Source organism: Streptomyces sp. S186, from assembly GCF_051603415.1.
In the GTDB taxonomy this organism is placed as follows: domain Bacteria; phylum Actinomycetota; class Actinomycetes; order Streptomycetales; family Streptomycetaceae; genus Streptomyces.
Genome location: NZ_CP193932.1, coordinates 7,551,292 through 7,575,275 on the forward strand (window position 1 = coordinate 7,551,292; position 23,984 = coordinate 7,575,275).

The 23,984-nt window shown below is 72.9% G+C and carries 22 protein-coding genes; 6 read left to right on the forward strand and 16 right to left on the reverse strand.

Annotated elements, in window-relative coordinates:
• Positions 1-18: 18 nt before the first annotated feature.
• The 6 genes from ACRAS8_RS32970 to ACRAS8_RS32995 all read right to left on the reverse strand — a co-directional run bounded on the left by ACRAS8_RS32970 (position 19) and on the right by ACRAS8_RS32995 (position 5,769).
• Positions 19-1,059, reverse strand: coding sequence for a beta-ketoacyl-ACP synthase III (locus ACRAS8_RS32970; RefSeq protein WP_438489652.1), 1,041 nt, complete (start codon positions 1,057-1,059; stop codon positions 19-21).
• Positions 1,060-1,174: 115 nt separating this feature from the next.
• Positions 1,175-2,095: a polysaccharide deacetylase family protein gene (locus tag ACRAS8_RS32975; RefSeq protein ID WP_438489653.1), complete on the reverse strand. Its 921-nt coding sequence runs from the start codon at positions 2,093-2,095 to the stop codon at positions 1,175-1,177.
• A gap of 89 nt (positions 2,096-2,184) precedes the next feature.
• Positions 2,185-2,817 carry a GNAT family N-acetyltransferase gene (locus tag ACRAS8_RS32980; RefSeq protein ID WP_438489654.1) on the reverse strand — a complete coding sequence of 211 codons (633 nt, stop codon included), beginning with the start codon at positions 2,815-2,817 and terminating at the stop codon, positions 2,185-2,187.
• Positions 2,818-2,915: 98 nt separating this feature from the next.
• Complete coding sequence (locus ACRAS8_RS32985; protein WP_438489655.1) at positions 2,916-4,130, reverse strand: cytochrome P450; 1,215 nt, start codon at positions 4,128-4,130, stop codon at positions 2,916-2,918.
• A gap of 60 nt (positions 4,131-4,190) precedes the next feature.
• Positions 4,191-5,558: an NAD(P)/FAD-dependent oxidoreductase gene (locus tag ACRAS8_RS32990; protein ID WP_438489656.1), complete on the reverse strand. Its 1,368-nt coding sequence runs from the start codon at positions 5,556-5,558 to the stop codon at positions 4,191-4,193.
• Entirely contained in the window at positions 5,548-5,769 is a 222-nt protein-coding gene (locus tag ACRAS8_RS32995; protein WP_438489657.1) for a ferredoxin, read from the reverse strand. The genes ACRAS8_RS32990 and ACRAS8_RS32995 overlap by 11 nt, the downstream gene beginning before the upstream one ends.
• Positions 5,770-6,460: 691 nt before the next feature.
• Here ACRAS8_RS32995 and ACRAS8_RS33000 point away from each other — a divergent pair.
• Both ACRAS8_RS33000 and ACRAS8_RS33005 read left to right on the forward strand, forming a co-directional pair.
• Positions 6,461-7,618, forward strand: coding sequence for an acyltransferase family protein (locus ACRAS8_RS33000; RefSeq protein ID WP_438489658.1), 1,158 nt, complete (start codon positions 6,461-6,463; stop codon positions 7,616-7,618).
• Between the two features lie 67 nt (positions 7,619-7,685).
• On the forward strand, positions 7,686-7,958 hold the full coding sequence (locus ACRAS8_RS33005) for a hypothetical protein (protein WP_018540642.1): 273 nt from the start codon (positions 7,686-7,688) through the stop codon (positions 7,956-7,958).
• A 55-nt stretch (positions 7,959-8,013) separates the two neighbouring features.
• Here the strand turns inward: ACRAS8_RS33005 and ACRAS8_RS33010 are convergent, their stop codons facing one another.
• Positions 8,014-9,246, reverse strand: coding sequence for an FAD-dependent oxidoreductase (locus ACRAS8_RS33010; RefSeq protein ID WP_438489659.1), 1,233 nt, complete (start codon positions 9,244-9,246; stop codon positions 8,014-8,016).
• 243 nt (positions 9,247-9,489) lie between these two features.
• Between ACRAS8_RS33010 and ACRAS8_RS33015 the strand changes: the two genes are divergently transcribed.
• A complete protein-coding gene (locus ACRAS8_RS33015) occupies positions 9,490-9,951 on the forward strand; it encodes a hypothetical protein (protein ID WP_438489660.1) in 462 nt (153 codons plus the stop codon).
• Between the two features lie 163 nt (positions 9,952-10,114).
• Positions 10,115-12,010 (forward strand): protein kinase domain-containing protein, encoded by a 1,896-nt coding sequence (locus tag ACRAS8_RS33020; protein ID WP_438489661.1) that lies wholly within the window; start codon positions 10,115-10,117, stop codon positions 12,008-12,010.
• A gap of 60 nt (positions 12,011-12,070) precedes the next feature.
• On the opposite strand, the gene ACRAS8_RS33025 is transcribed toward ACRAS8_RS33020, so the two are convergent.
• From ACRAS8_RS33025 to ACRAS8_RS33035, 3 genes are read right to left on the reverse strand one after another with little or no spacing between them, the layout of a single operon-like run.
• Positions 12,071-14,227, reverse strand: a complete 2,157-nt coding sequence (locus tag ACRAS8_RS33025; RefSeq protein WP_438489662.1) for a xanthine dehydrogenase family protein molybdopterin-binding subunit — start codon at positions 14,225-14,227, stop codon at positions 12,071-12,073.
• Positions 14,224-15,234 carry an FAD binding domain-containing protein gene (locus ACRAS8_RS33030; protein ID WP_438489663.1) on the reverse strand — a complete coding sequence of 337 codons (1,011 nt, stop codon included), beginning with the start codon at positions 15,232-15,234 and terminating at the stop codon, positions 14,224-14,226. Before ACRAS8_RS33030 ends, ACRAS8_RS33025 begins: the two co-directional genes overlap by 4 nt.
• Positions 15,231-15,818, reverse strand: coding sequence for a (2Fe-2S)-binding protein (locus ACRAS8_RS33035; protein ID WP_438489664.1), 588 nt, complete (start codon positions 15,816-15,818; stop codon positions 15,231-15,233). The genes ACRAS8_RS33030 and ACRAS8_RS33035 overlap by 4 nt, the downstream gene beginning before the upstream one ends.
• Before the next feature lie 373 nt (positions 15,819-16,191).
• On the opposite strand from ACRAS8_RS33035, the gene ACRAS8_RS33040 reads away from it, so the two are divergent.
• Positions 16,192-16,773 carry a TetR/AcrR family transcriptional regulator gene (locus ACRAS8_RS33040; RefSeq protein WP_438489665.1) on the forward strand — a complete coding sequence of 194 codons (582 nt, stop codon included), beginning with the start codon at positions 16,192-16,194 and terminating at the stop codon, positions 16,771-16,773.
• A 50-nt stretch (positions 16,774-16,823) separates the two neighbouring features.
• On the opposite strand, the gene ACRAS8_RS33045 is transcribed toward ACRAS8_RS33040, so the two are convergent.
• Both ACRAS8_RS33045 and ACRAS8_RS33050 read right to left on the reverse strand, forming a co-directional pair.
• Positions 16,824-17,309, reverse strand: coding sequence for a pyridoxamine 5'-phosphate oxidase family protein (locus ACRAS8_RS33045; protein ID WP_438489666.1), 486 nt, complete (start codon positions 17,307-17,309; stop codon positions 16,824-16,826).
• Positions 17,310-17,467: 158 nt separating this feature from the next.
• Positions 17,468-18,871: a globin domain-containing protein gene (locus ACRAS8_RS33050; protein ID WP_438489667.1), complete on the reverse strand. Its 1,404-nt coding sequence runs from the start codon at positions 18,869-18,871 to the stop codon at positions 17,468-17,470.
• A 169-nt stretch (positions 18,872-19,040) separates the two neighbouring features.
• On the opposite strand from ACRAS8_RS33050, the gene ACRAS8_RS33055 reads away from it, so the two are divergent.
• Positions 19,041-19,775, forward strand: a complete 735-nt coding sequence (locus ACRAS8_RS33055; RefSeq protein ID WP_438489668.1) for a response regulator — start codon at positions 19,041-19,043, stop codon at positions 19,773-19,775.
• Between the two features lie 63 nt (positions 19,776-19,838).
• On the opposite strand, the gene ACRAS8_RS33060 is transcribed toward ACRAS8_RS33055, so the two are convergent.
• From ACRAS8_RS33060 to ACRAS8_RS33075, 4 genes are all read right to left on the reverse strand, one after another.
• Complete coding sequence (locus tag ACRAS8_RS33060) at positions 19,839-21,524, reverse strand: GAF domain-containing protein (RefSeq protein ID WP_438490667.1); 1,686 nt, start codon at positions 21,522-21,524, stop codon at positions 19,839-19,841.
• Between the two features lie 189 nt (positions 21,525-21,713).
• On the reverse strand, positions 21,714-22,076 hold the full coding sequence (locus tag ACRAS8_RS33065; RefSeq protein ID WP_438489669.1) for a putative quinol monooxygenase: 363 nt from the start codon (positions 22,074-22,076) through the stop codon (positions 21,714-21,716).
• 48 nt (positions 22,077-22,124) lie between these two features.
• Entirely contained in the window at positions 22,125-22,565 is a 441-nt protein-coding gene (locus tag ACRAS8_RS33070) for a GNAT family N-acetyltransferase (protein ID WP_438489670.1), read from the reverse strand.
• Between the two features lie 120 nt (positions 22,566-22,685).
• Positions 22,686-23,909 carry a globin domain-containing protein gene (locus tag ACRAS8_RS33075; protein WP_438489671.1) on the reverse strand — a complete coding sequence of 408 codons (1,224 nt, stop codon included), beginning with the start codon at positions 23,907-23,909 and terminating at the stop codon, positions 22,686-22,688.
• Between the last annotated feature and the right edge of the window lie 75 nt (positions 23,910-23,984).

Sequence of the window (23,984 nt, forward strand, 5' to 3'; positions counted from 1 at the left end):
GGAGGGGCGGCGCCGGGGTCAGTTTTCGGCGCGGAGGCCGGCGGGCCACACCAGCGTGGTGGCGGCCCAGGCGAGGCCGCTGCCGAAGGCGACCACCAGGACGCGGTGACCGTCGCGGAGGGCGCCTCGGGCGGCGGCGTCCGCAAGGAGCAGGGGGACGGACGCGGCGGCGGTGTTCCCCACCGTCGCGATGTTCGACGGCACCCGTTCCGACGGGATGCCCAGTGCCGAGGAGACGCCGGCGCTGATCCGGGCGTTGGCCTGATGGACGATCAGCCGGTCGACGTCCTCCAGGGCCCAGCCCGCGGCCTCGGCGGCCTGTGTGGCGGCGGCCGTCATCCGGCGCACGGCGTGCCGGAGCACTTCGTTGCCGCGCATCCTGACATGCCGTTCGCCCGGCGGCGCAGCGTCCCGGCCGTCGCGGTTCCGTGAGCCGCCGACCGGGATGACGATGGCGTCGGTCCGGGTGCCGTCACTGCCCCACACCACCTTGCCGATGGAGCCCGCCTGGCCGGGGCGCCCGGCCTCCAGGACGGCGGCGCCGGCGCCGTCCCCGAAGATCGGCGCCGTGGACCGGTCCTCGGGGTCGATGACGGCGGACATCGTCTCGGCACCGATCACCAGTACCCGCCCGGCCGTACCGGAGTGGATCAGTCCGGCCGCGACCGTCGTGGCGTAGAGGAATCCCGAGCAGCCCGCGGCGATGTCGAACGCGGCGACGTTGCCCAGTCCGAGCCGGGCCGCGACGTCCGGCGCGGTGGCCGGGCACGGGTGGTCGGGTGTGGTGGTGGCCAGGATGACCGCGTCCGCCCGGGTGACCCCGGCGGACCGCAGGGCGCGGGCGCCGGCCTCGGCGGCCAGATCCCCGGTGGCGGTCTTCGGGTCCGCGCGGCGCCGTACGGAGATGCCGATCCGCTCGCGGATCCAGGCGTCCGAGGTGTCCAGGTGGGCGCAGAGTTCGTCGTTGGTGATCTCGTGGGGCGGCAACCAGGATCCGAGCCCGGTCAGTACCGCGGTCGGGGCGGCTGGGGCCTGTGCGCTGTCCTCCGGTTGATACATGGAGCAAATGTAATCAATCGGACGCGCGGGCGGGGTGGTGGAGGTGCCGGCGCGTGGCGTGGGCCGGCGCCCGGTACGGCGGTGGTGTTGCACCGTACCGGGCGGTGCCCTGCGGTCAGGCCGGCTGTCCGGCGGTGGTCCGGGCGTAGTGCTCGGCGATCTCGTCGCTGGTCGTCAGCCACACCCCCGGGTGCTGGGCGATGTGCTCCAGCGCCTGGTCCAGGTACTTGTGGCGGAACGGCTGGTTGATGACGAACGGGTGCAGCACCAGCGACATCACGCGGCCGCTGCCCGCCGCGTCGGCGTGGAGCTGGTCCAGCTGGTCCTTGACGATCTGCAGGAAGTCCGGGCCGCTCAGGCTCTTGCCGACGAACAGGCTGATGTCGTTGACCTCGATGGAATACGGGACGCTGAGCATGCCCGGCACGTTCAGACGGTAGGGCTGGTCGTCGTTGCTCCAGTCCAGTACGTAGTCCAGGCCCAGTTCGGCGAGGAGTTCGGGGGTGTGGAAGGTCTCGGTGAGGGCCGGGCCCAGCCAGCCGCGGGGGCGCCGGCCGATGGCCTTCTCGATGGCGCCGACGACGTCGGCCAGATAGGCGCGCTCCTCGTCCGGGGTCATGTCCGCCTGGAAGCGGGAGTTGTTCTTCCCGTGGGCGATCCAGGCCCAGTCGCGGGCCCGGCCGGCCTCGATGATCTGCGGATAGCGCTCTCCGACATCGGAGTTGAGCATCACGCTGGCGCGGATCCGGTGCCGGTCCAGGCTCTCGATCAGCCGCCAGATGCCCACCCGCGGGCCGTAGTCGCGCCAGCCGTAGTTGAGCGGGTCCGGGGTGAGTCCGACGGTGCCGGGGAAGATGCTCGTCGACGGGCGGTCGATCTCGTAGTGCTCGACGTTCAGGCCGACGTAGAACGCGATCCGGGCGCCGCCGGGCCAGGTGATCGGGGCCCGCTCGGTGATCGGGCGGTAGGGGTAGAGCTGGTTGTCCATGGGGTGTCCCTCGTGTCCGCAGGGGTCGGGCGCTTGCTTGCTCCGCATCGTCGAACCCTCACATTGGTGTGAAGGTCAAGCGGCGCCCGGAAGCGTGGCCGGCGGTCGGCTGCGGACACGGGGGACGACAGGGACTATCAGGGGCGGTACACGCAGGCGGCGAGCCCCGTGTGCCGGTGCCAGCCGAGCGACTCGTACAGCGCGCGGCCCTCGTCGGTGGCGCCCAGGATGCCGAGGGTCGCGCCCTCGGCCACCGCACGGTCGGCGAGCGTGCGCATCACGAAGCCGCCGAGACCGCGTCGCCGGTGGGCCTCCTCCGTCTGCACCCGGTCGACGACGGTCGCCGGACCTATGACGGCCATCTGCCCCTTGGCCGCCAGCCCGCCGTGCGCGTCCTGGACCCTGACATGGGTGACGCCGTCGGTGGTCTCCACGGTGGCGCGGTAGCCCTCGGGCGGTACCGGGCGGGTCGTCCGCAGATCGGTGGCCATCAGGTGGCCCGCCTCTTCCTTGTCCGCCACCCAGCCCGCCGGGAGCCACGGCTCGACGGTCTCCGTCTCCACGGGCGCCTTGAGCCAGGTGTACGGGACGGTCACCGACGCGGCGGCCGCGCGCACGGCGGACTCGTCGGGGTCCGGCAGCACATGCCGGCCCACCTGGTCCGGGAGGCCCACGTCGACGTAGAGCCCCCAAGGGTGCTGCACCGCGCGGGGACGCCGGCGCGAGACCACCCAGCCGGCCACCCACATCCTGACGAGATCCGGAACCATCGAACCCTCCCCGAGTAAGTGCCACTCAATGTCAGTGCACATTACGTTCTCGGGGCGGTGCGGGGCACCCCCATTTACCGTGACGGACAACTCACCGTTCAGTGCTCGCCCTTGGCGATCAGCAGGTGGCGCGGTCCGCGCAGGATCGGGCTGTGCCGGTACGGCGGGGGATCCTCGACCAGGCGCGGGTCGTCCAGGCGGCGCAGCAGCGTGGCCAGCGCGACCTGCGTCTCCACACGGGCCAGCGGGGCGCCGAAGCAGTTGTGGACGCCGCTGCCGAAGCCGAAGTGCTGGTTGTCCCGACGGGCCGGATCGAAGCGGTCGGGGTCCTCGAACCGCAGCGGGTCCCGGTTCCCGGACGCCAGGATCAGGAACAGCGGCGCGCCCTTGGGGACGGTCACCCCGCCCACCTCGACGTCGGTCAGCGGTGTGCGCTGCGGCAGCATCTGGACCGGTGGCTCGTACCGCAGCAGTTCCTCCACCGCCGAGGGCATCAGTTCCGGTTCCCGGCGCAGCCGCGCCAGTTCCTCCGGGTGGCGCAGCAGCGTGAGCATGCCGTTGGTGATGAGATTGACCGTGGTCTCGTGCCCCGCGATCGTCAGCAGCGTCAGCGTCGTCATCAACTCCGGCTTGCTGAGCCGCCCTTCGGGGTCGTCGCCGTGGACGAGGGCGGAGATCATGTCGTCGGCCGGGTGCTCCCGCCGCCGGTCGGCGAGTTCGCCCAGGTACCCGCCCATCGCCATGCGCGCCTCCAGGCCCGCGCGCCGCTTCTCCTCCGGATCGTCGCCGGGGGAGTGGTCCAGGGAGGCGATGATGGTGTCCGTCCAGGTGCGGACAGACGGCATGTCCTCCTGGGGGACGCCCAGCAGCCGGCAGATCACGGTGACCGGCAGCGGGTAGGCGAAGTCGTCCACCAGGTCGATCCGGTCCCGGTCCGCGAAGCCGTCGATCAGCTCCCGGGCGATCTCCTCGATGTCGTCGTGGAGCGCGTCGACCCGGCCGGGGGAGTGCGGCGGACCGAAGGGGCGCATGGTGAGCCGGCGCAGCCGGTCGTGTTCGGGGTCGTCGACGCCGATGAAGGACGGCGGGAGACCGGCCGCGTGGGCCGACGCGTCCGGGGCGGTGCGGTGGCGCACGTCCGAGCTGATCCGCGGGTCGTGCAGCAGCGCGGCGATCTGGTGGTACGTGCCGACCAGATAGCTGCCGTCGTTCTGCCGCGCCACGCCGTGTTCCCGGAGTTCGGCGTAGAGCGGATAGGGGTCGGGGCGGCTGGCGTGGTCGTTGATCCGCTCCAGCAGGGTCTCCGTGGACATGCGCGGGGCTCTCCTCGTCAAGGGGCAGGGGCGGGGCGGCCGGTGGTGTCCGGACCGGGGTCAGGCCATCGGATGCACCACGGCCAGCCGCCGGTCCGGCAGATGCCCGGTGAGCGCGACCGTCGGGCCGTGCGAGAGCACCTTGGGGTCCGGGACGTCGGAGGGCACGACCTTCGGTGCCGCCGGCCGGTCGGCGGCGCCCGGCTCGGGCGGGAACGGGGCGGCGGTCTCGATCAGATGCCGGTAGTGGTCCAGCCACTTGGCGCGGTTGACGCTGACCGCGGCGGTGATCCGGCCGCGGTAGCCGTAGACCACGACCAGCCGGCGCTCCTCGACCGAGCCCTGGGCGATGGTCACCTGGTCCGAGAAGGTCGGGACGCCGACGGACTTGATGTTCAGGCCGAACTGGCTGGACCAGAAGGCCGGCACGGTCAGGTGCGGGCGCCGCAGCGGCCCCGGGTTGACCATGTTGTGCGCCGCCACCTCCGCCTGCTCCACGGCGTTCCCCCAGTGCTCCAGCGCCAACATCTGGTACTCGAAGAGCGGATGCGGAAAACGGGCCACGTCCCCGGCCACGAACACCTCGCCGGTGACGATCCCGTACATGTTGAACGCCTGGCAGCCCGCGTCGCAGGCCACGCCCCGCGGGCCCGCGGCGAGCCCCGAGCCGTCCAGCCACTCGGTGTTGCGGACCGCGCCCAGGGCGACCACCGCGACCTCGGCCTCGATCCGGCTGCCGTCGGAGAGTTCGGCGCCGGTCAGCCGCCCGTTGGTGCCGGTGAGCGAGGTGACCGTCACCCCGCAGCGCAGATCCACACCGTGCGCGCGCTGCAGCCGCGCCGCGAACGATCCCAGCGTCCCGCCGAGCGCCCCGACCAGCGGCGCCGGGCCGCGCTCGGCGACCGTCACCGCCAGGCCGCGCTCCCGGCAGGCGGAGGCGATCTCCGACCCGGTGAAACCCGCCCCGATGACCAGCACCCGGCTCGGCCCGGCGTCCAGGCGCTCGGCGAGCCGGCCCGCGTCCTCGACCGTGCGCACCGTCAGCACCCCGTCCAGGCGGGCCTCTTCGGGGTGCGGCCAGGGCCGGGCGCGGGTTCCCGTCGTGATCAACAGCCGGTCGAACGGCAGCCGTTCGCCGTTCGCCAGCAGCACTTCCTTCGTGGACGGGTCGAGGCCGCTGGCGCGCACCCCCAGTTTCCAGCGCGCGTCCACCGGGCGGCGGCCCGGCAGCCCGACGTCCGTCGCCGGCACCCGGCCCAGCAGTACCTGCTTCGACAGCGGCGGGCGGTCGTACGGCGGGCACGGCTCGTCGCCCACGAGGGTGAGCTCCCCGGTGAAGCCCTCGTCCCGCAGGGTCTCGGCCGCGCGCAGCCCGGCCAGCGACGCGCCGACGATGACGATCCGCCCCTTCTTCAGCTCAGCGGACATCGGTGCCCCCTCCCGCTCCGGCCTGCTCGCCGACGAGGATCGCCTGCACCGGGCAGGCCGCCGCCGCCCGCCGTACCCGCTCCGCCTGTTCCTCCGGGGGCGCCGGGGAGTAGAGCAGCGCCTCCTCGCCGTGCAGCTCGAACACCCGGGGCGCGAGGAAGACGCACTGCGCATAGCCCTGGCACCGGTTGAGGTCGACCACGATCTGCATTCCGCACCATTTCTCCGCGCGAGCTGTCGACTCCGTCCTACTCGTCCTCGGTGCGCGGCGCGGGCGGTGGTGGGCCGGAGGGGTGTGCACAGGGAGTGAGCGCGGGCGGCTGTGACGAGCGGCACGAGGCGAGCATCACAGCGGCGGCGCGGAACGGGTGGTCGGCTCCACACGTCGCTCCCGGCGCCCCGGCCGGAAATCAGCGGGGGGCCACCGCGGAGAATTTTCACCCGGTACCGGGAAATACGCTCCGAACCCTTATGGCGCAGCATAGGAATACCGGACATCGGGAAGGTTGCGGACGACCGAAGTATCCGGGGAACGGTCGTGCCGGACCGGGGGATCGGTTCCGGAAGTGGATGTTCCGGTTGTGTTCTCCGGGAGTTCCGGCTGGTCGGGAAGCGTGTGCCACCGCATGGCCGATATCCGTATTGCCCCGTATTGGGGCGGGGCACCCAGCATCGGCGGGAACGTGTTTTACGCAACGCCCCGCCTGGCGCTGCGGAAATTTTTTGCGATCATTTCAACCGAACTTGCCTTCCCTGTCCCGAGTATGAGATGGGATAGGGGGAACGTTGCCCTTCCAACTGTGAGGAACCGCGGGATGCCCTTCGCTGTGCCTGGAACTCCGGCCGCACCAGGGAAGGGGCAAGGGCATTCCAGACTCTATGTCCTCGATGGTCTACGCCTCGTGGCGGCGCTCATGGTGCTGGCCTACCACTACATCACCCTCCGTGATGGCTGGGGCAAAGATCCGCACGCGATCTCGCCCACTCTCTACCACCTCTCCCAATTCGGCTGGCTGGGCGTCGAGGTCTTCTTCCTCATCAGCGGATTCGTCATCTGCATGAGCGCCTGGGGGCGCTCGCTCGGCGACTTCGTGAAATCCCGGGTCTCCCGCCTCTATCCCGCGTACTGGGTCGGAGTTCTGCTGACCACAGCCGTCCTCACGCTCTGGCCGCACGTCCGCAGCGCGGACAATCTGGAAACGGTGCTGACAAATCTCACCATGCTCCAGCAGGGCGTGGGAGTTTCCGACCTCGACGACGTCTACTGGTCGCTCTTCGTCGAGCTGAAGTTCTACCTGCTCTTCGCCCTCGTCGTGTACCGCGGCGTCACCTACCGCCGATGCGTGCTCTTCTGCGCCCTGTGGACGGTGGCCGGAGTCGTCGCGCTCAAGGCCGACAGCGACTTCCTGTCGGTGTGGGCCATCGCCCCGTACTCGCCCTACTTCATCGCCGGCATCGCCTTTTACCTGATGCACCGCTTCAAGCCGACCCTGCTGCTCTGGGCCATTGTCGCGGTCGAATTCCTGCTGGCCCAGCACTACGTCCGCGGCCGCCTGTTGATGAACGTCGGCGCCAAGGCGAGCCTGGTGCACGGCTGGCCCGCCCGCGTCGGCGTCGTCCTGGCCTTCGCCGTCATGGCGGCGATCGCCCTGGGGGTATTCGACAAGGTGCGGTGGCGCTGGCTGCTGACCGCCGGCTCGTTGACGTACCCGCTGTACCTGCTGCACATGTACATCGGATTCACCCTCATCGACCTGCTGCGCAACAAGCTTCCGGCCCCCGTACTGCTGTCCGCCATCGTCGCCTTTATGCTGGTGCTTTCCTACGCGGTGCACCGGCTGGTGGAGCGGCCCCTGGGCAAATGGCTGCGGGACGGAATCCAAAAGGGCCTCCAGGAAATGCGCCGCAATTCCAAGAGCCAGGCGGCCTCGGAATCCGCTACCCCCCGGCCGGCGCCGGCTCCGGCCCCTGCCGCGACCCCGCCTCCCGCCTCGGCCCCGTCCGCGCCACCGGCCGTCACCGAGCAATACCGCGTGGCCGGCCAGCGACCGTCCCAGTGAGGCTCAGACGAGGTCCTGCCGCACCCCCTGATTGCCAGGTCGGTGCGGCACCGGGCACCCTTGCGTCATGTCTTACGTACGACTCGAAGCCTGGATCGGCGGGGAATGGCTCGAGGTGGGCGCGGTGAGCGTCACCGTGGAGGACTCCGCGCTGACCCTGTCCTTCGAGCAGCAGCGGACCGAGGCCGGATACCGGAGCATGATCTGGGAGCCGCTGGAACACTTCCTGCGGGAATACCGCGAGGAGCCGATCGTGGTCGTCCCACTGGGCCGCACCCTGCCGGTGATGTACGCACCCGGCGCGGCCGGCCCCTTCCGGCTGGCGGAAGTGACGGACTGACCGGGAGGCGGCGGAACGGGCCCCGGCACCGCGCGCCGGGGCCCGTTCCGCCGCCTCACCGCACCGACTCGGCCGGCGGCCGCTCGCGCACCGCCCCGTACGCCAGGAAGTACGCCGGGACCCGGTTCAGCCACCGCGAGGTGGTGAGTCGTTCGGCCACCCACTGCGCCCGCCTGGGATGGCCGAACGGTGGCCGGCCCGCCAGCACCGGCTCGATCACCCGGGAGTGGGCGAACCGCTGCAGCGCCTGCGTCAACGCCGCCGTCGGCCACCGCCGGCGCTGCACCGCCCGGACGTCCCGCAGGCCCACCGTGCCCGCCCGCAGCGGCCCGACCAGATGCCGGGCGGCCGCCACCGCGTCCTCCACCGCGAGATTGATGCCGATGCCGAAGACCGGCGACATCGCGTGCGCCGCGTCGCCGATGCACAGCAGCCCCGGCCGGTGCCAGCGCCGCAACCGGTCGAGCCGCACGTCCAGCAGCTTCACCTCGTCCCAGGAGCGCAGCGCACGCACCCGGTCGCCGAGCCAGGGCGCGGCGGAGGCGTAGTTCACCATGAACGCCTCAAGGCCGGCGGCGCGCACCTCGGCGTCCGTCCCCTTGGGGATCAGCGCCGCGCACTGCCAGTAGTCCCCGCGGTCGATCATGGCGCCCAGCAGCCGGTCGCCGACCCCGCCCACCAGCCCGTGCGGATCGCCGTCGTGCCGCGGCAGGCGGAACCACCAGGCATCCATGGGGCAGCTGAACGTCCGCAGCCCGAGCTCCGGCAGGGCCCGGGCGAGCGAACCCCGGCCGTCGCAGGCCACCGTCAGCGTCGCCCGCAGCACCCCCGTCCCGCCGTCGGCCGTGCGGTACCGGACGCCCGTCACCCGGCCGCGCTCCTTCAGGAACGACGTCACCTCGGTGCTCATCCGCACCGAGAACGACGGTTCGCGCCGGGCCTCGTCCGCCAGCAGATCGAGCAGGTCCCACTGCGGCACCATCGCGACGTAGTTGAACGGGCCGCCCAATGCGGCGATGTTCCCCACCGTCATCAGGGAGCCCCCCGGCCCGAGCGGCAGCTGCACGGTCGTCACCCGCCGCTGCGGCAACCGGGCGAAGCGCTCTCCGAGCCCCAACTCGTCCAGCAGCGCCAGCGTGGAGGGATGCACGGTGTCCCCGCGGAAGTCCCGCAGGAAGTCCCCGTGCTTCTCCAGGACCGTCACCGCCACCCCGGCCCGCGCCAGCAGCAGCCCCAGCACCATCCCGGCCGGGCCGCCGCCCACCACACAGCATGTCGTCCGCTCCACCACAACCGCTCCCTTCCGCCACCGCCCGGACCGGTCCCGGCGCGGCCACCGGCACAGATACCCGGTATCGCGGCGGACGCCAGCCCCACGTCCCTCCGTTCGCCACGCCCGTGACACCGCGCCTGGCTTCCGCAGGCGCCCCGCCGTACGACAGCGGGCGCACTTGACTGGAACGCATCACGTGTATTCCCCCTCTTATGGTGCGAGGCCCGATCGGGCCGATAAAAGGGGAGGAAAAGAAGGATGACCGACCAAGCGAAGAAAGCCGACAACGGGCGCGCCGCGCGGGGGATCCTGGGGCGCCGGGGCGGCCGGCTCGCCACCGTGACCGCGGTGGGCGCGGCCGCGGCCGTACTCGCCGTCACCCCGGCGTTCGCCAAGGGAAGCGCCGACCTGAGCGTGTCGCCCGGCACCGTCAAGGTCGGCCAGACCGTGCACGTCAAGGGCTACGGGGACAGCGACGGCGTCCAGTACGGGCAGTTCTGCGCCCAGCAGCGGGTCGGCACGAAGGGCGCCTGGCACACCGTCAAGTGCGGCCACATCGTGGAGGTCGCCATGGCTGACGCCAAGGTGGACGTGAAGGTCAAGGCCGCCCACCGCGGCGTCCTGCAGTTCCGCGGAGCGCTCTACTCCGTCGACGGCCCGCACGGGGGTCACCCGACCGTGGACCGCACCACCGACATCAAGACCGTTCACGTGAAGTGACCCGGGCGCCGGCCGGCCGCAGCTCGCGGCCGGCCGGCGCCTGATGTCCCCTGCCTTCCTCAACTCGCCCCGCCGTGACAGTGTTTGACGGGAATGACGGCTGTCGCAGGCCCATCGCCAAACGGGCCGGGCGGCGGTCGGAACACGGGGGAGGGGGACGGGCATGGCCAGTACGGGCATCAGGGCGCTCGGGGGTGACGATCCGCGGCGGCTCGGCGCCTATGAGCTGCTGGGGCGGCTCGCCCCGGGCGGTATGGGGCGCGTCTATGTGGCGCGGTCCACGAAGGACGGGTCACTGGTCGCGGTCAAGACGCTGCTGGCCGAGGGTGCCCTCAGCGACACCGACCGGCGCCGGTTCGCCCGTGAGGTGAAACTGGCCCGGCGGATCGACAGTGCCCACACCGCCCGCGTGCTCGACGCCGACGCGCAGGCCGAACGTCCCTGGATGGCCATCGAGTACATACCGGCGCCCTCACTCGCCGAACTCGTCCGGAGCGCCGGGAAGTTGCCGACCCAGGCGGTGCACCGGGTCGCGGCGGGCGTCGCACAGGCCCTCGGGGTGTTGCACGAGGCGCAGATCGTCCACCGGGACATCAAGCCCCAGAACGTCCTGCTGCCGCGGTCCGGGCCCCGTCTCATCGACTTCGGCATCTCGCACGCCAACGACATGACCCGGACCCAACTGACCCTCGGCACCATCGCGTTCACCTCGCCGGAACAGGCCCGCGCCGAGCCTTCCACCAGGGCGTCCGACGTGTACTCGCTGGGCGCCACGCTCTTCCACACCGCCGTCGGCCGTCCGCCCTACCCCGAGACGTCCGACACCATCCGGCTGCTCACCCTTGTCCAGCGCGGCGAACTCGACCTCGGGGGTCTGCCGCACGGGCTCGCCGCTCTGATCCGGCCGTGCCTGGCCGCCGATCCGCGCGACCGGCCGGAACCCGCCGAGGTGTTGCGGCGGGCACTGGCCGAACTCGACCGGGCGCCGGCGTCGAAAAGCGGTGCCGACCGGCTGCCGCCGCGGTGGACGGCCCTGATCGGGGAGTACGAGGCGCAGGGGCGGGCGCTGGGGGCGGGCGGGGTAGGTGCGGAGGCGCTCACGGTGGACATGCGGACGCGGCCGGTGCCGCCGCCGAAGCCCACGCGGGTCTATACGGAGAAGCGTGGCAGGGAGGCCCGCCCGTCGCGTCCCAAGTCACCGACGCCGCCGGCCCGGAAGCCCACTCCCACACCCGCCGCGAAGTCGCCGTCCGCCTTCGGTTCCGCGCCTTCGCGCTCCTCCTCCTCGTCGGGTTCCTCGGGGAGCGCGGTCTGGGCCGTGTTGGGGGTCATCGCGCTCGTGGTGATGTTCTGGAAGCCCTGGGAGCATATGGGCTCTGCCGACTCGGCGAGCGGTCTGCCGAGCAGTAGCAGTGGCGTGAGCAGCAGCGGCGGCAGTACGTATCGGGGAGGGGGAGTCGGGGGGCTTTCCGGCGGGAGCGGTGGCAGTGGCTACAGCTTCAGCCCCTCGCCGAGCGCGAGCCCGACGCCGTACTCGCCCTCCCCGTCGCCCACGCCCGTCGCGTCCCGTACCCCGAGCGCGGCGGACCTGGCCTTTTCGTCCGTGCGGGCCGGGGACTGCCTGGACGGCTATGCGAACGGTTACGGCGATTGGAGCCCGACGGCCCCGGACCGGGTGGACTGCCAGGCGGCCAACGCCTATCTGCGGGTCGGTTCCGTGCTCGGGTCCGGCAGCTGCCCGTCCGGGCCGGGGCTGGGCGGCTGGTGGCATGCGGCCGCGGACCGCTCGTCGGTCAATCTGTGTGTGGAGCGGCAGTTCCGCGTCGGCCAGTGCTTCCTCGCCCGGTCCAACGGCGGCCGTCCGGGCGGCGCGAACCTGCTCACCCTGTGGAACTGCGGGGCCGGCCGGGTGCCACGGGAGTTCAGCTTCATCATGCAGGTCACGGCGGTACTGCCGGCCTCGGCGGGGACGCGCGCCTGCCCGCCCGACCCCGGCCATTACACGTATTCGTGGCAGGTGTACGAGGGGCGCAGCATTCTCTGTACGAAGGTTGCCTGAAGGGGGAAGGGCGCCCGGTCGCCGTCCCGCCCGGGACTGGGGCGGCGACCGGGCGCGTCGTCAGGCGCGGCTGCCCGGCGGCCGGGGGAGTGCGGCCCCGCCGGCTGTCAGGACCCGGTCCGGGCGGATGGGCAGATGGCGATGGCGGACGCCGGTCGCGTGCCAGACCGCGTTGGCGACGGCCGCGGCGGCGCCGACGATGCCGACCTCGCCGATGCCCTTGATGCCGACCGGGTCGTCCTCGTCCGGGTCGTCCACCCAGTCCGCCTCGACGAGCGGTACGTCGGCGTTGGCGGCGACGTGGTAGCCGGCGAGGTCGGTGCCGACATGGGTGCCCGTGCTGTGGTCCCGGACCGCCTCCTCGTGCAGGGCCATGGAGAGCCCCCAGATCATGCCGCCGACGAACTGGCTGCGTGCGGTGAGCGGGTTGACGATCCGGCCGGCGGCGAAGATGCCCAGCATCCGCCGGACCCGCACCTCGCCGGTGGTGACGTCCACCGCCACCTCGGCGAACTGCGCGCCGAAGGCGTGCCGTTCACGGGGCGGCAGCGCACCGATGGCGTCCGCGGTGTTCGCGCGTACGGTGATGCCCTCCGGCGGGATGTCGCCGCCCAGGGCCAGCTGTTCGCGCAGTTCACGGGCGGCGAGGGTGATCGCCCAGGACCAGGAGCGGGTGCCCGCCGAGCCGCCGGCGATCATGGCCGGGCCGAAGTCGCTGTCGCCGATCCGGATCACCACGCGGTCCGGCGGCACCGCCAGCGCGTCCGCGGCGACCAGGGACAGCGCGGTACGCGCCCCGGTTCCGATGTCCGCCGCGGTGATCCGCACGGTGAAGGTGCCGTCCGCCTCGGCCGTCACCGCCGCCGTGCTCGGGCCGGCCAGGGTGGGGAACGAGGCGGCCGCGGTGCCCGTACCCAGGAGCCAGCGGCCGTCGCGCCGCACCCCGGGACGCGGGTCCCGTGCGTCCCACCCGAAGCGGCGGGCGCCCTCCTCGAAGCAGGTGAGGAGCCGGCGGCTGCTGTAGGGCAGGCCCGAGAGGGGGCCCACGGTCGGTTCGTTGCGGGCGCGCAGGGCGATCGGGTCGATACCGCACTTCTCGGCGAGTTCGTCCATCGCGCACTCCAGCGCGAACGAGCCCGGGGCCTCGCCCGGGGCCCGCATCCACGTCGGTGTCGGCACGTCGAGGCGGACCACCCGGCTGAGGGTGTGGTGCGCGTCCGCGTCGTACATCGCCCGCGCCACATCGGCGCTGCGCTCGACGAACTCGTACACGGTCGAGGTCTGGTTGAGTCCCTCGTGGTCCAGGGCCCGCAGCCGCCCGTCGGGGTCGGCGCCGAGCCGGACCCGTTGTGCGGTGGGGCTGCGGTAGCCGATCAGCGAGAACATCTGACGCCGCGTCAACACGACCCGTACGGGGCGGTGCAGGACCGTCGCCGCCATCGCCGCCGCCACCTGGTGCGGGCGGGTGCCCTTGGCGCCGAAGCCGCCGCCGACGTGCTCGGAGCGCACCCGGACCGCGGACGGTTCGAGGGAGAACAGCAGCGCGAGTTCCTGGGCGACGAAGCCGCTGCCCTGGTTGGAGTCGACGACTTCCAGCCGGCCGCTGTCCCAGTACGCGGTCGCGGCGTGCGGCTCCATCGGGTGGTGGTGCTCTTCCGGAGTGGCGTACTCCGCGTCCACCACGACGGCGGACGCGGCGAGTTCGGCCGCCAGGTCCCCCTTCCCCCGCTCCGCCTCGGCCCGCCCGCCCTCGGGGACGTACGCCTCCGGGTGCCCGGCGGCGAACGCCACGTCGTGCGGCTCCTCCTCATAGGCGACCACCAGCGACTCGGCGGCCTCCCTGGCCTCTTCGGAGGTCTCGGCGACGACCAGGGCCACCGGCCAGCCGGCATACGGCACCCGGTCGTGCTGGAAGAGCTGGAGCGTCGGGTCGGCCGGCCCCATCGGGCCGGTGTAACCCGAGGCCAACGACTGGGCGTTCCCGTGGTGGAGGACGGCGAGCACCCCCGGCATCGCCAGGACCGGTGCGGTGTCGATCGAGCGGATCCGGCCGCGGGCGACGGTGGACACCACCAGCCAGCCGTGGGCGAGGCCGGCGAAGGGTATCTCGGCGGCGTAGCGGGCCGCGCCGGTGACCTTGTCCCGGCCCTCCCGGCGGGTGTGCGCGGTGCCGACGGCTCCGGTCACCGGGGCGAGCCCGGTCGTGGTGGTGGTCATCGGGCGGCCTCCTCGGTCTGCCGGCTCTCCTCGGCCAGCTCGGTGAGCACGGCGACGACGAGATTCCGGATCAGCGTCACCTTGTATCCGTTGCCGGGCAGCGGCGCGGCAGCGGCCAGTTCGGCGTCCGCGGCGGCGGCGAACGCCTCGGCGGTGGCCGGACCGCCGTGCAGCGCCCGCTCGGCCGTCCGTGCGCGCCACGGCCGGGACGCGACCGCGCCGAAGGCCAGCCGGACGTCGTGGACCGTGCCGTCCCGGACATCCAGGGCGGCCGCGACCGAACCGATGGCGAACGCGTACGACGCCCGCTCGCGCACCTTGCGGTAGCGGGACACGGCGGCGACCGGCGCGGGCGGCAGGGTGAGGCCGGTGATCAGCGCGCCGGGCGGCAGTGCGGTCTCGCGGTGGGGCGTGTCGCCCACCGGGAGGTAGAACTCCGCGAGCGGCACCTCGCCCGGCCCGTCGGCCGTGGCGTAGTGCACCACGGCGTCGAAGGCGGCCAGGGCCACGCCCATGTCCGAGGGGTGGACGGCCACACAGTGTGCGGAGGCGCCCAGGATCGCGTGGTTGCGGTGCTCGCCCGCGACGGCCGCGCAACCGCTCCCGGGGACGCGCTTGTTGCACGGCCTGGTGAGGTCGGTGAAGTAGGCGCAGCGCGTGCGCTGGAGCAGATTGCCGCCCACCGTGGCCATGTTGCGCAGCTGACCGGAGGCACCGGCCAGCACCGCCTGCGTCAACGCCGGGTAGCGGCGCCGCACTTCGGGGTGGGCGGCCAGGTCGCTGTTGGTGACCGTGGCGCCGATCCGCAGCCCGCCGTCCGCGGTGGTCTCGATGCGGTCGAGCGGCAGCTCCCGCACGTCGACGAGGAGCGCGGGCCGCTCCACGCCGCTCTTCATCAGGTCGACGAGGTTGGTGCCGCCGCCGAGGTAGCGGGCCTCGGGCTCGGTGCCCAGCAGCGCCAGGGCGCCCGGGACGTCGGACGCCCGCCGGTAGTCGAACTCCCTCATGCCGCGCCCTCCGTGTCCGTCACGTCCGCCACATCCGCCCGGCCCGCCGTGCGCGCCGACTCCTCCGCCGCCCGTGCGACCGCCTGGACGATCGACACATACGCGCCGCAGCGGCAGAGGTTGCCGCTCATCCGCTCCCGGATCTCGTCGGCGGTCAGCCGCGGCACGCCCGCCTCCGGCCGGACGTCGGTGGTGGCGGCACTGGGCCAGCCCGCGGCGTGCTCCTCGATGACCGCGAGGGCCGAACATATCTGTCCGGGCGTGCAGTAGCCGCACTGGAAGCCGTCGAGGTCGAGGAACGCCTGCTGCACCGGGTGCAGCCGCTCGCCGTCGGCCACGCCCTCGATGGTGGTGACCTCCCGTCCCTCGGCGGCCACCGCGAGCTGGAGGCAGGAGACCACCCGCCGCCCGTCGAGCAGTACCGTGCAGGCACCGCACTGCCCCTGGTCGCAGCCCTTCTTGGTGCCGGTCAGGCCGAGCCGCTCGCGCAGCGCGTCGAGCAGGGTGGTGCGGTTGTCGACGGGCAGCGTGTGCTTCTCGCCGTTGATGGTCAAGGTGATGGCACCGGCCGTCGATGGGGCCATGTTCTGCCTTCTTTCACGTCTCACACGTCGAGGGGGCGGCCGGCTGGTCGGGGCCCGCCGGTCCGCCGCGGTCGGGCGGCGGAATCGGGTCGCTCCCGGCGGCCGGGAGCGGCCGGCAACGACCGGAGGCAACCGGAAAATCAGGGTGGGAGCCAGGTGGTGCGGTGCGGTGTGGCGCTCGTCTGCCGCTGGAGCCTCGTCCGGGCCCGACCCCGACTCCTCGGACAGGCGCTAGAGTTGGTACTCAAGCGGACAGCTGTCCGCTACGGTTGAAAACCTAATGGACAGCTGTCCGGTTAGCAAGGCCGATTGCGCGCCAGGCTTGGTGAATCCAACAAGGCCAACTCACCGTCGTATTCCGGGAGGAGGACGCGTGCACCGTCCCAAGGACGCCCCGCTGCGCTCCGACGCCCAGCGGAACCGCGACCGCATCCTGGAGGTGGCGCTGGCCGAGCTGACCCGCTCCGCCGACGCCCCGCTGAGCGCGATCGCCAGGAAGGCCGGCGTCGGACAGGGCACCTTCTACCGCAACTTCCCCAACCGCGAGTCCCTCGTCCTGGAGGTCTACCGCCACGAGGTCCAACAGGTCTGCGACGCCGCGACGGACCTGCTGGCCACCCGCCCGCCCGACGACGCCCTGCGCGCCTGGATGGACCGTCTCGCGCGCTACGCCATGACCAAGGCCGGTCTGGCAGCCGCACTGCGCAAGGCCACCACGACCCACGGCACACTTGCCGCCGTCGGCCGCGGCCCCCTCACCGCCGCCGTCACCCTCCTCCTGACCGCCAACGAGGAGGCCGGCGCCATCCGCCCCGGTGTCACCCCCGAGGACTTCCTCCTCGCCATCGCCGGCCTCTGGCAGCTCGATCCGCACGCCGACGGGCACTCCCGCGCCGGCCGTCTCCTCGACCTGGTGATGGACGGGCTCCGCGCGGGGGCGCCGGAGCGGGGCTGAGTCGGGCCCGGGGCTCGGCGCTTCTCCCGAACCCGCGCGCGGCGCCGCCGCTACCGGGACAGCCGCACCCCCGTGACGAGATCCGGGCGGATCCGCAGCGCATGGGTCATCCGGTGGTCGGTCCACGGGTGCAGCAGTGCCTGATAGTGCGCCAGATCGTCGGGATCCGTCACCAAGTGGCAGTAGCCGGTGACCACCACGCTCCAGCCGCAGTGCGTGGCGGGATCGATGGTGTCGGCCTCGTAGGCGACGACCACCCCGGTGTCGTCCGCCTGCTCGGTCAGGGTGGCCAGTGCTGCGCCCTCGTGGGTGCGGATGATCACCTCGCCGTGGTGGAGGAGGTGGTTCACCGGGCGGATCGCCGGCAGTGCGTCCTGGGTGAAGACGATCCGGCCCAGCGAGACGCTGCCCAGCAGCCGCAGGGCCTCGGTACGGTCCAGTTCGGTGCTGCGGCGGGACGCCTCGCGGTCGGCCCAGTCCACCAGCGCGGTGTCGGTGGCGGTCCCGGCGGTCTGCCGGGCCGGGATGTCGTTCACGGCCTGCTCCCCGTCCTGTTGACGCTGTCGCGCTGTCGACGCACTGCTCTGCCGCCCAGTAGACGACCCCTGGCGTGCGCCCGCCAGGGGCCGTTCGGCCCGGCCCACGGGCGACGCGGCACCCGTCACGGGCCGGCACTCTGCCACGGGCGCACCCGTCACCACGCCGCCCCCGTAACGGCCCCGTCGGTCGGGTACGCCGCGGGACAGCGGGCCGACCCCGGCATCAGGTCCGGCACCGGGTCGTGGCGGATGCGGCCGGCCGGCATCCCGGCCGCGCTCAGCCGCGCGACCACGGCGCCGACCATGGTCGCCGGACCGCTGACGAAGGCCAGGTGGCCGGGCCACGCGCCGCCCCGGGCCACCACCTCGGCCAGCGGACCGTACCCGCCCGGCGAGCCGCCGCCGGCCGCGACGGCCTCGTCGTCCAGGACGCGCACCACCCGCAGCCGGTCCTGCCGCGTCGCGAACTGGGACAGCGCCTCCGCGTCGTACAGTTCGGCCCGGCTGCGGGCACCGACGAAGAGACGGACCCGGCCGGCCGGGCGCAGCGAACCGCCGCCGGCCCCGCGGCGCCGGGCCACCCACTCCTCCAGCAGCGCCTTGACCGGCGCCCAGCCGGTGCCGCCCGCCACCAACAGCAGATCGCGGGGATGGTCCTCCTCCTGGAACGTCATCGTGCCGTGCGCGGGCCCCAGGCGCAGGGTGTCGCCCACGTCCGTGCCGTCGACCAGCGCCGCGCTCACCCCGCCGGGGCCGGTCCGCCGGACGTGGAACTCCACCTCGCCGTCCGGCCGCGGTGCGGACGCCAGGGAGTAGTGCCGCCACGCCTGCGGCATCAGCGGGGACTCCACCGCCGCGTACTGGCCCGCCCGGTACGGGTACGGCTCGTGCACCCGGACCCGCAGCACGGCCAGGTCCGGACGCCGCCGCTCATGTGCCGTCACCGTGCCCTGCCAGCACGGCGGTTCGGCGAGCGCGGCGTCGGCGCCCTCGACCATCGACGCGACCGCGAAGCGCAGCATCCGCACCCACGCCTCCTCCACCGCCTCGGCCCAGCGCGGCCCGGCGGTGCGCCGCAGCGCCGCACACAGCGAGATCTCGAACGCCTCGTAGTGCACCGGCCGCACCCCGAGCTTGCGGTGGTCGTGGCCGAGCTGCCGGAAGTAGGCGGCCACCTCGCCCGGGCGGTGCAGATTCTCGATCAGATACCAGAAGGCGCGGGCCAGATGGGCGCGTTGGAACTCCATCGACGCCGGGAAGAGCGACCGCAGGTACGGCCACCGGGCGAACATCTCGTCGTAGAGGTGCGCGATCAGGTCGCCGAACGGCGTGACCAGGTCCAGGTACTGGGTGATCAACCGCTGGTCCGCGGCGCCGTCGTAGGCAGCGGCCGGTAAGTCGGGTGCGGGCGCCGTCCGTTGGCCGAGGATCTGCCGGCGCAGTCGCATGGCGTCGTGCCGGGCGAGCAGGGCGTGGTACTCGCCGCCGACGGTGCCTGGGGCGGACCGTACGGACGGCACGGACGGGGCGGGGCGCGCGGACCGGCGGGACTGCTGCATGGAACGACCTCCTGACGGGGGGCGTCAGTATCGCAACGCCGTACCGTGCCCGAAGGGCCCCGATTCCCCAGGGTCGTTCGACCCTTGCGCGGGCCGACGGGCCGGACGAACCTCGTGGTCGGGCCCGTTGTGCCCGGCCGAACCGCGAAGAACCACAGAGCGAGAGCGCATGAACCAGCACCCCGTCCCGCCCGCCCCCGCCCCGTCCGCCGCCGGACCGGACGCGCCGCTGCGGGTCTTCATCCTCGACGACCACGAGGTGGTGCGCCGTGGTGTCCGGGACCTCCTGGAGGCGGAGGACGACATCGAGGTGGTGGGGGAGGCGGGGCACGCCCGCCAGGCCCTCGCCCGGGTGCCGGCGGTCCGGCCGCAGGTGGCCGTCCTCGACGTGCGGCTGGGCGGTACGGACGGGGCCGGCGGCGACCACGAGGGGATCGAGGTCTGCCGGGAGCTGCGGGCACGGGTGCCGGAGCTGGCCTGCCTGATGCTGACGTCGTTCGACGACGACGAGGCGCTCTTCGACGCCATCATGGCGGGGGCCGCCGGCTATGTGCTCAAGCAGATCGACGGCCCGGCGCTGGTGCACGCGGTCCGCACGGTCGCGGCGGGGGAGTCGATGCTGGACCCGCGCACCGCGTCGCGGGTCATGGAGCGGCTGCGCGGCCCGGAGCGCGACCAGGAACCGGAGGCACAGCCGTCGGTGCTCGACCGGCTCTCGCCGCGCGAGCGGGAGGTACTGGAGCTGATCGGCGAAGGATTGACGAACCGTCAGATCGCGGACCGGCTGTTTCTCGCCGAGAAGACGATCAAGAACCGGGTCTCCGCGATCCTGTCCAAGCTGGGAGTCGGCCGCCGGGTGCAGGCCGCGATGGTCGCCGAACGGCTGAAGGAGCCACGGGCGTGAGCACGGGGGAGGCCGTGAGACCTGGCTGACGGGCCGTCACCGCGTCCGTCCCCCGCCGCGAGGTCAGCCGGGCAGTGGTACGGACCACACGAGGCGGGTGCCGCCGTCCTCCGGTGCCTCGACGGTCAGCCGGCCGCCGTGCATCGCGGCCCGAGCCCGCATGTTGGCCAGGCCCCCGGTGTGCGGGGCTGAGCCGACCCCCACCCCGTCGTCCGTCACCGTCAGCGCCAGCTCGTCCGCGGTCACCGCCACGGCCACGTCCAGGCGGCGGGCGCGGGCGTGCCGGGCGGCGTTGCTGAGGGCCTCGGCGGTCACCGCCAGCAGGTGCTCGGCCAGTTCGTCGGGGACCGCGGCGTCCACCGGGCCCTCGATCCGCAGGGCCGGGGTGAAGCCGAGCGGGCCGGCCGCCCGCTGCACGGTGTCGGTGAGGTCCCGGCGCAGCCCGCGGCCGTCCCTGCCGTCGCCGGTCGACCGCAGCCCGAAGATCGTGGACCGGATGATCTTGATGGTGGTGTCCAGGTCGTTCACCGCGCGGCCGACCCGTTCGACGGCCTCCGGCCGCTCGATCAGCCGGGTCGCACTCTGCAGCGTGATACCGGTGGCGAACAGCCGCTGGATGGCGAGGTCGTGCAGATCGCGGGCGATCCGGTCGCGGTCGTGGAGGACCGTCAGCTCCTCCGACTCGGCCCGCCTTCGGGCGAGTTCGAGGGCGATCACGGCCTGGTCGGCGAAGCCCGATATCAGCGTGACCTCGGCGTCGTCGAACGCGGGCCGGCCGGCCAGGCGGCTCAGCCGCAGGGCACCATGGCCGGTGTCCACCTGGAGCGGGACGGCGACGGCCGGCCCGTATGCCACGCCATGGCCCGCGGCGTCCCCGTCCACCGCCTTCCCGTTCAGCGCCTTCCCGTCGGGCGCGTCCTCGCTCCCGCTCCCGCTGCCGGCGTCCGAGCCGAGCGGATACGCCCGCGGGTCGGCCCGCAGATCGGCGGTGACCACCGGCCGGCCGCTGCGCACCGCCATACCGGGCAGCGAGCCATCGGCCGGCACCCGCAGTCCGACGATCCGGCTCGCGCCCGTCCCGCACGCCACCGACACCGTCAGCTGGTCCGCGGACGCGGCCGACGGCAGCAGGATCGCCGCGCAGTCCGCGCCGGCGACCTCCCGCGCCCGCTCGGCGATCAGCCGCAGCACGTCATCGGCGTCCGTACCGGACAGCAGGCTGCGGGTGATCTCGCCCAGCGCCTCCAGCCACCGCTCCCGGCGGCGACTCTCGTGGTACATCCGGGCGTTGTCGATCGCCACCCCCGCGGCGATGGACAGGGTCGTCACCACCGCCTCGTCGTCCGCGTCGAACGAGCCGCCGCCGCGCTTCTCGGTGAGGTAGAGGTTGCCGAACACCTCGTCGCGGACCCGGACCGGCACCCCGAGGAAGGTCCGCATCGGCGGATGGTTGGCCGGAAAGCCGTAGCTGCGCGGATGTCTGGAGAGGTCGGTGAGCCGCAGCGGTGCGGGATTGCGGATCAGCTCCCCGAGGATGCCGTGGCCGCACGGCGTCCGGCCGATCATCTCCATCAGCTCGTCCGACATGCCAACGGGCAGGAACTGCGACAGCTGCCCGTCGCCGACCACGCCCAGCGCCCCGTACTCCGCGTCGGTGAGGGTGACCGCGGCCTCCACGATGCCCCGGAGCACCTGCGGGAGTTCCAGCCCCCGGCCCAGGCCCATCACCGCGTCGAGCAGGCTGCGCATCCGGTCCGGCTCACGGAGCTGCGGCCCCCGCGGGCCGCCCGCGGCCGGTGCGTACTGCTGCGATTCGGACATGACCGTGCCGCTCCCAAAGATCCCGTACGTCTGTACGGCAGCGTACGTGATCATCAAGGCCGGCCCGGCGGGCACCGGTGCCGATCGGCCAGCGCGGAGACCGGTCCTACGCCCGTGTCACCGGCTGCCGGACGGCGTGCGCTCGCCCGTCCACTCCGGGTACACCGTCGCCTGCGGATGGTCGCGCACCCACTCCCGGATACCGGGGCCGATCTCGCCGTGGAGTTCGGCGAAGGCCATCTCCGCACACGCCCCGACCCGGGCCAGGAGTTGCGCCGCGCGTTCCTGGTGCGCCATGGCCGCGGCCGTGTCGGCGTACTCCTCCAGCACCAGGTACCTGCCGGCACCCGCCGAGAACCACCGGTACACGAGCGTGCCCGGTTCCGCGTCCGCCAGCTCCCGCAGGGCGCACGCCAACCCCTCGAATTCCTCCCGCTGTTCGTCCCGGACGTCGAACCGCGCACGTACGAAGAAGCTCATGCGGGCATTCAAGCAGCGGCGTGCGCGGCGACGCGTCGCCCGATCGGGTCACCTCCGCCGCAGGTCGATCCAGGGGACCGTCTCGCCCGGCAGCACATAGCGTTCCAGCTCGACGAAGCCGCGCCGCTCGGCGAACCGCAGGCCGTCCGCGTTCGAGGACAGGACGACGGTCTCGACGACCTGTGCTCCCAGCTCCCGAGCGCGGTCCAGTCCGCGGGCGTAGAGCTCCGACCCGAAGCCGCGCCCGCGGTGGGCGGCGAGCACACGGGCGATGACCGTCGCCGTGCGGGTGCCGTCCTCCGGCGGGCGCACGGTGCTGCAGCCCACCAACTCCTCGCCGAGGTAGGCGACCTCCAGATGGTGGCGCCGGGACCGTTCCCGTATGTCATCCAGGGACAGGAGGTGGGCGGGAATGATCGTGTTGTGGACGTGCTGCCAGTCGGCGAGCTCGGAGTCGGTGACCGGCCGGCGGAATCGAAGAGCGGACATCGGAGCAGGAAATCCCGGTTGCTCCGGATCGTCAACACCTTTGCCCGGGGCCCGGCCGTCGCCTCAGACCGCCGCCCCCAGGACCGTGACGTCGTGCCGTTCATGGAGCCGGGGCACGGCCTACTGCTGAGCCAGCCAGAGGTCGGGGCCGAACACCTCGTAGTGGACCGCCTGCGGTGCGACCCCGCGGCGGAGCAGGTCGCCCCGCAGGGTACGCATGAACGGCAGGGGGCCGCAGAGGCAGGCGGTGACGCCCTCGGGCAGCGGCAGTTCGGCGAGGTCGGCACGGCCCGCGGACACCGTCACCGGAGCGGGGCCGGAGCCGGCCGCGGCCTCCTGGTGGTCCGCTTCCTCGTACCACAGGTGCAGCGAGCCATGGCGCAACGTGCCGACCAGCCGGCGCAGTTCGGCGCGGTGCGCGTGGTCGGCCGGGGAGCGGTCGGCGTGGACGACGATGACCTGCCGGGAGGAGCCGGTGGCGGCCAGGTGGTGCAGCATGGCGAGCATGGGGGTGCCGCCGATGCCGGCGGAGGCCAGCAGCAGCGGGCCGTCGCCGGCCGGCAGCGTCAGATCGCCGAACGGCGCGGAGACGGTGACCAACTCGCCGACGTGGGCCCGCTCGTGCAGCCAGGAGGACACCTCGCCGGCCGGTCCGGACGCCGCGCGGACGCGCTTGACGGTGATCCGCCACTCCGGGGCGCCGGGGGCGGACGACAGGCTGTACTGGCGGATCTGCCGTGCACCGTCGGGGAGTTCGACCCGCACGCTGACGTACTGGCCGGGGCGGAAGGAGAGGGCCGGGGTGTCGTCGGCCGGGCGCAGGGTGAGCGCGAGGGTGTCGGGGGTCTCCTGGTGCCGTGCGACGACTCTCATGGACTGCCAGGTCCCGCCCTCGGGGGTGCCGTGCTGCGCGTAGAGACGGGCCTCGACGGCTGTCAGGGCATGGGCCATCAGCCAGTAGACCTCGTCCCAGGCGGCCGCGACCTCCGGAGTGACGGCTTCCCCGAGGACGTCGGCGACGGCTGCGAGCAGATGCTCGTTGACGAGCTTGTACTGGTCCGAGGTGACACCGAGCGAGGCGTGCTTGTGCGCGATCCGGGCGAGCATCGCGTCGGGCCGGGTCCCGGGGTGCTCCAGCAGCATGCCCGCGAAGGCGGCGATGGAGCCAGCCAGGGCCTGCCGCTGCTCGCCGTTGGCCTGGTTGCCGCGGTTGAACAGGTCGCGCAGCAGCTCCGGACGGGCCTCGAACAGCCTCCGGTAGAAGAGCGCGGTGATCTCCTCGATGGCCGCGCCGACGACCGGCAGGGTTTCCTTGATGACGGGTGCGGACTGCTCGCTGAGCACGAGCCACCTCCATAAGTCGCAGATGATCTACCAATTTTTGGGTGAGGTGGTGGGGTGGGTCGCCTTGGGTGCGGG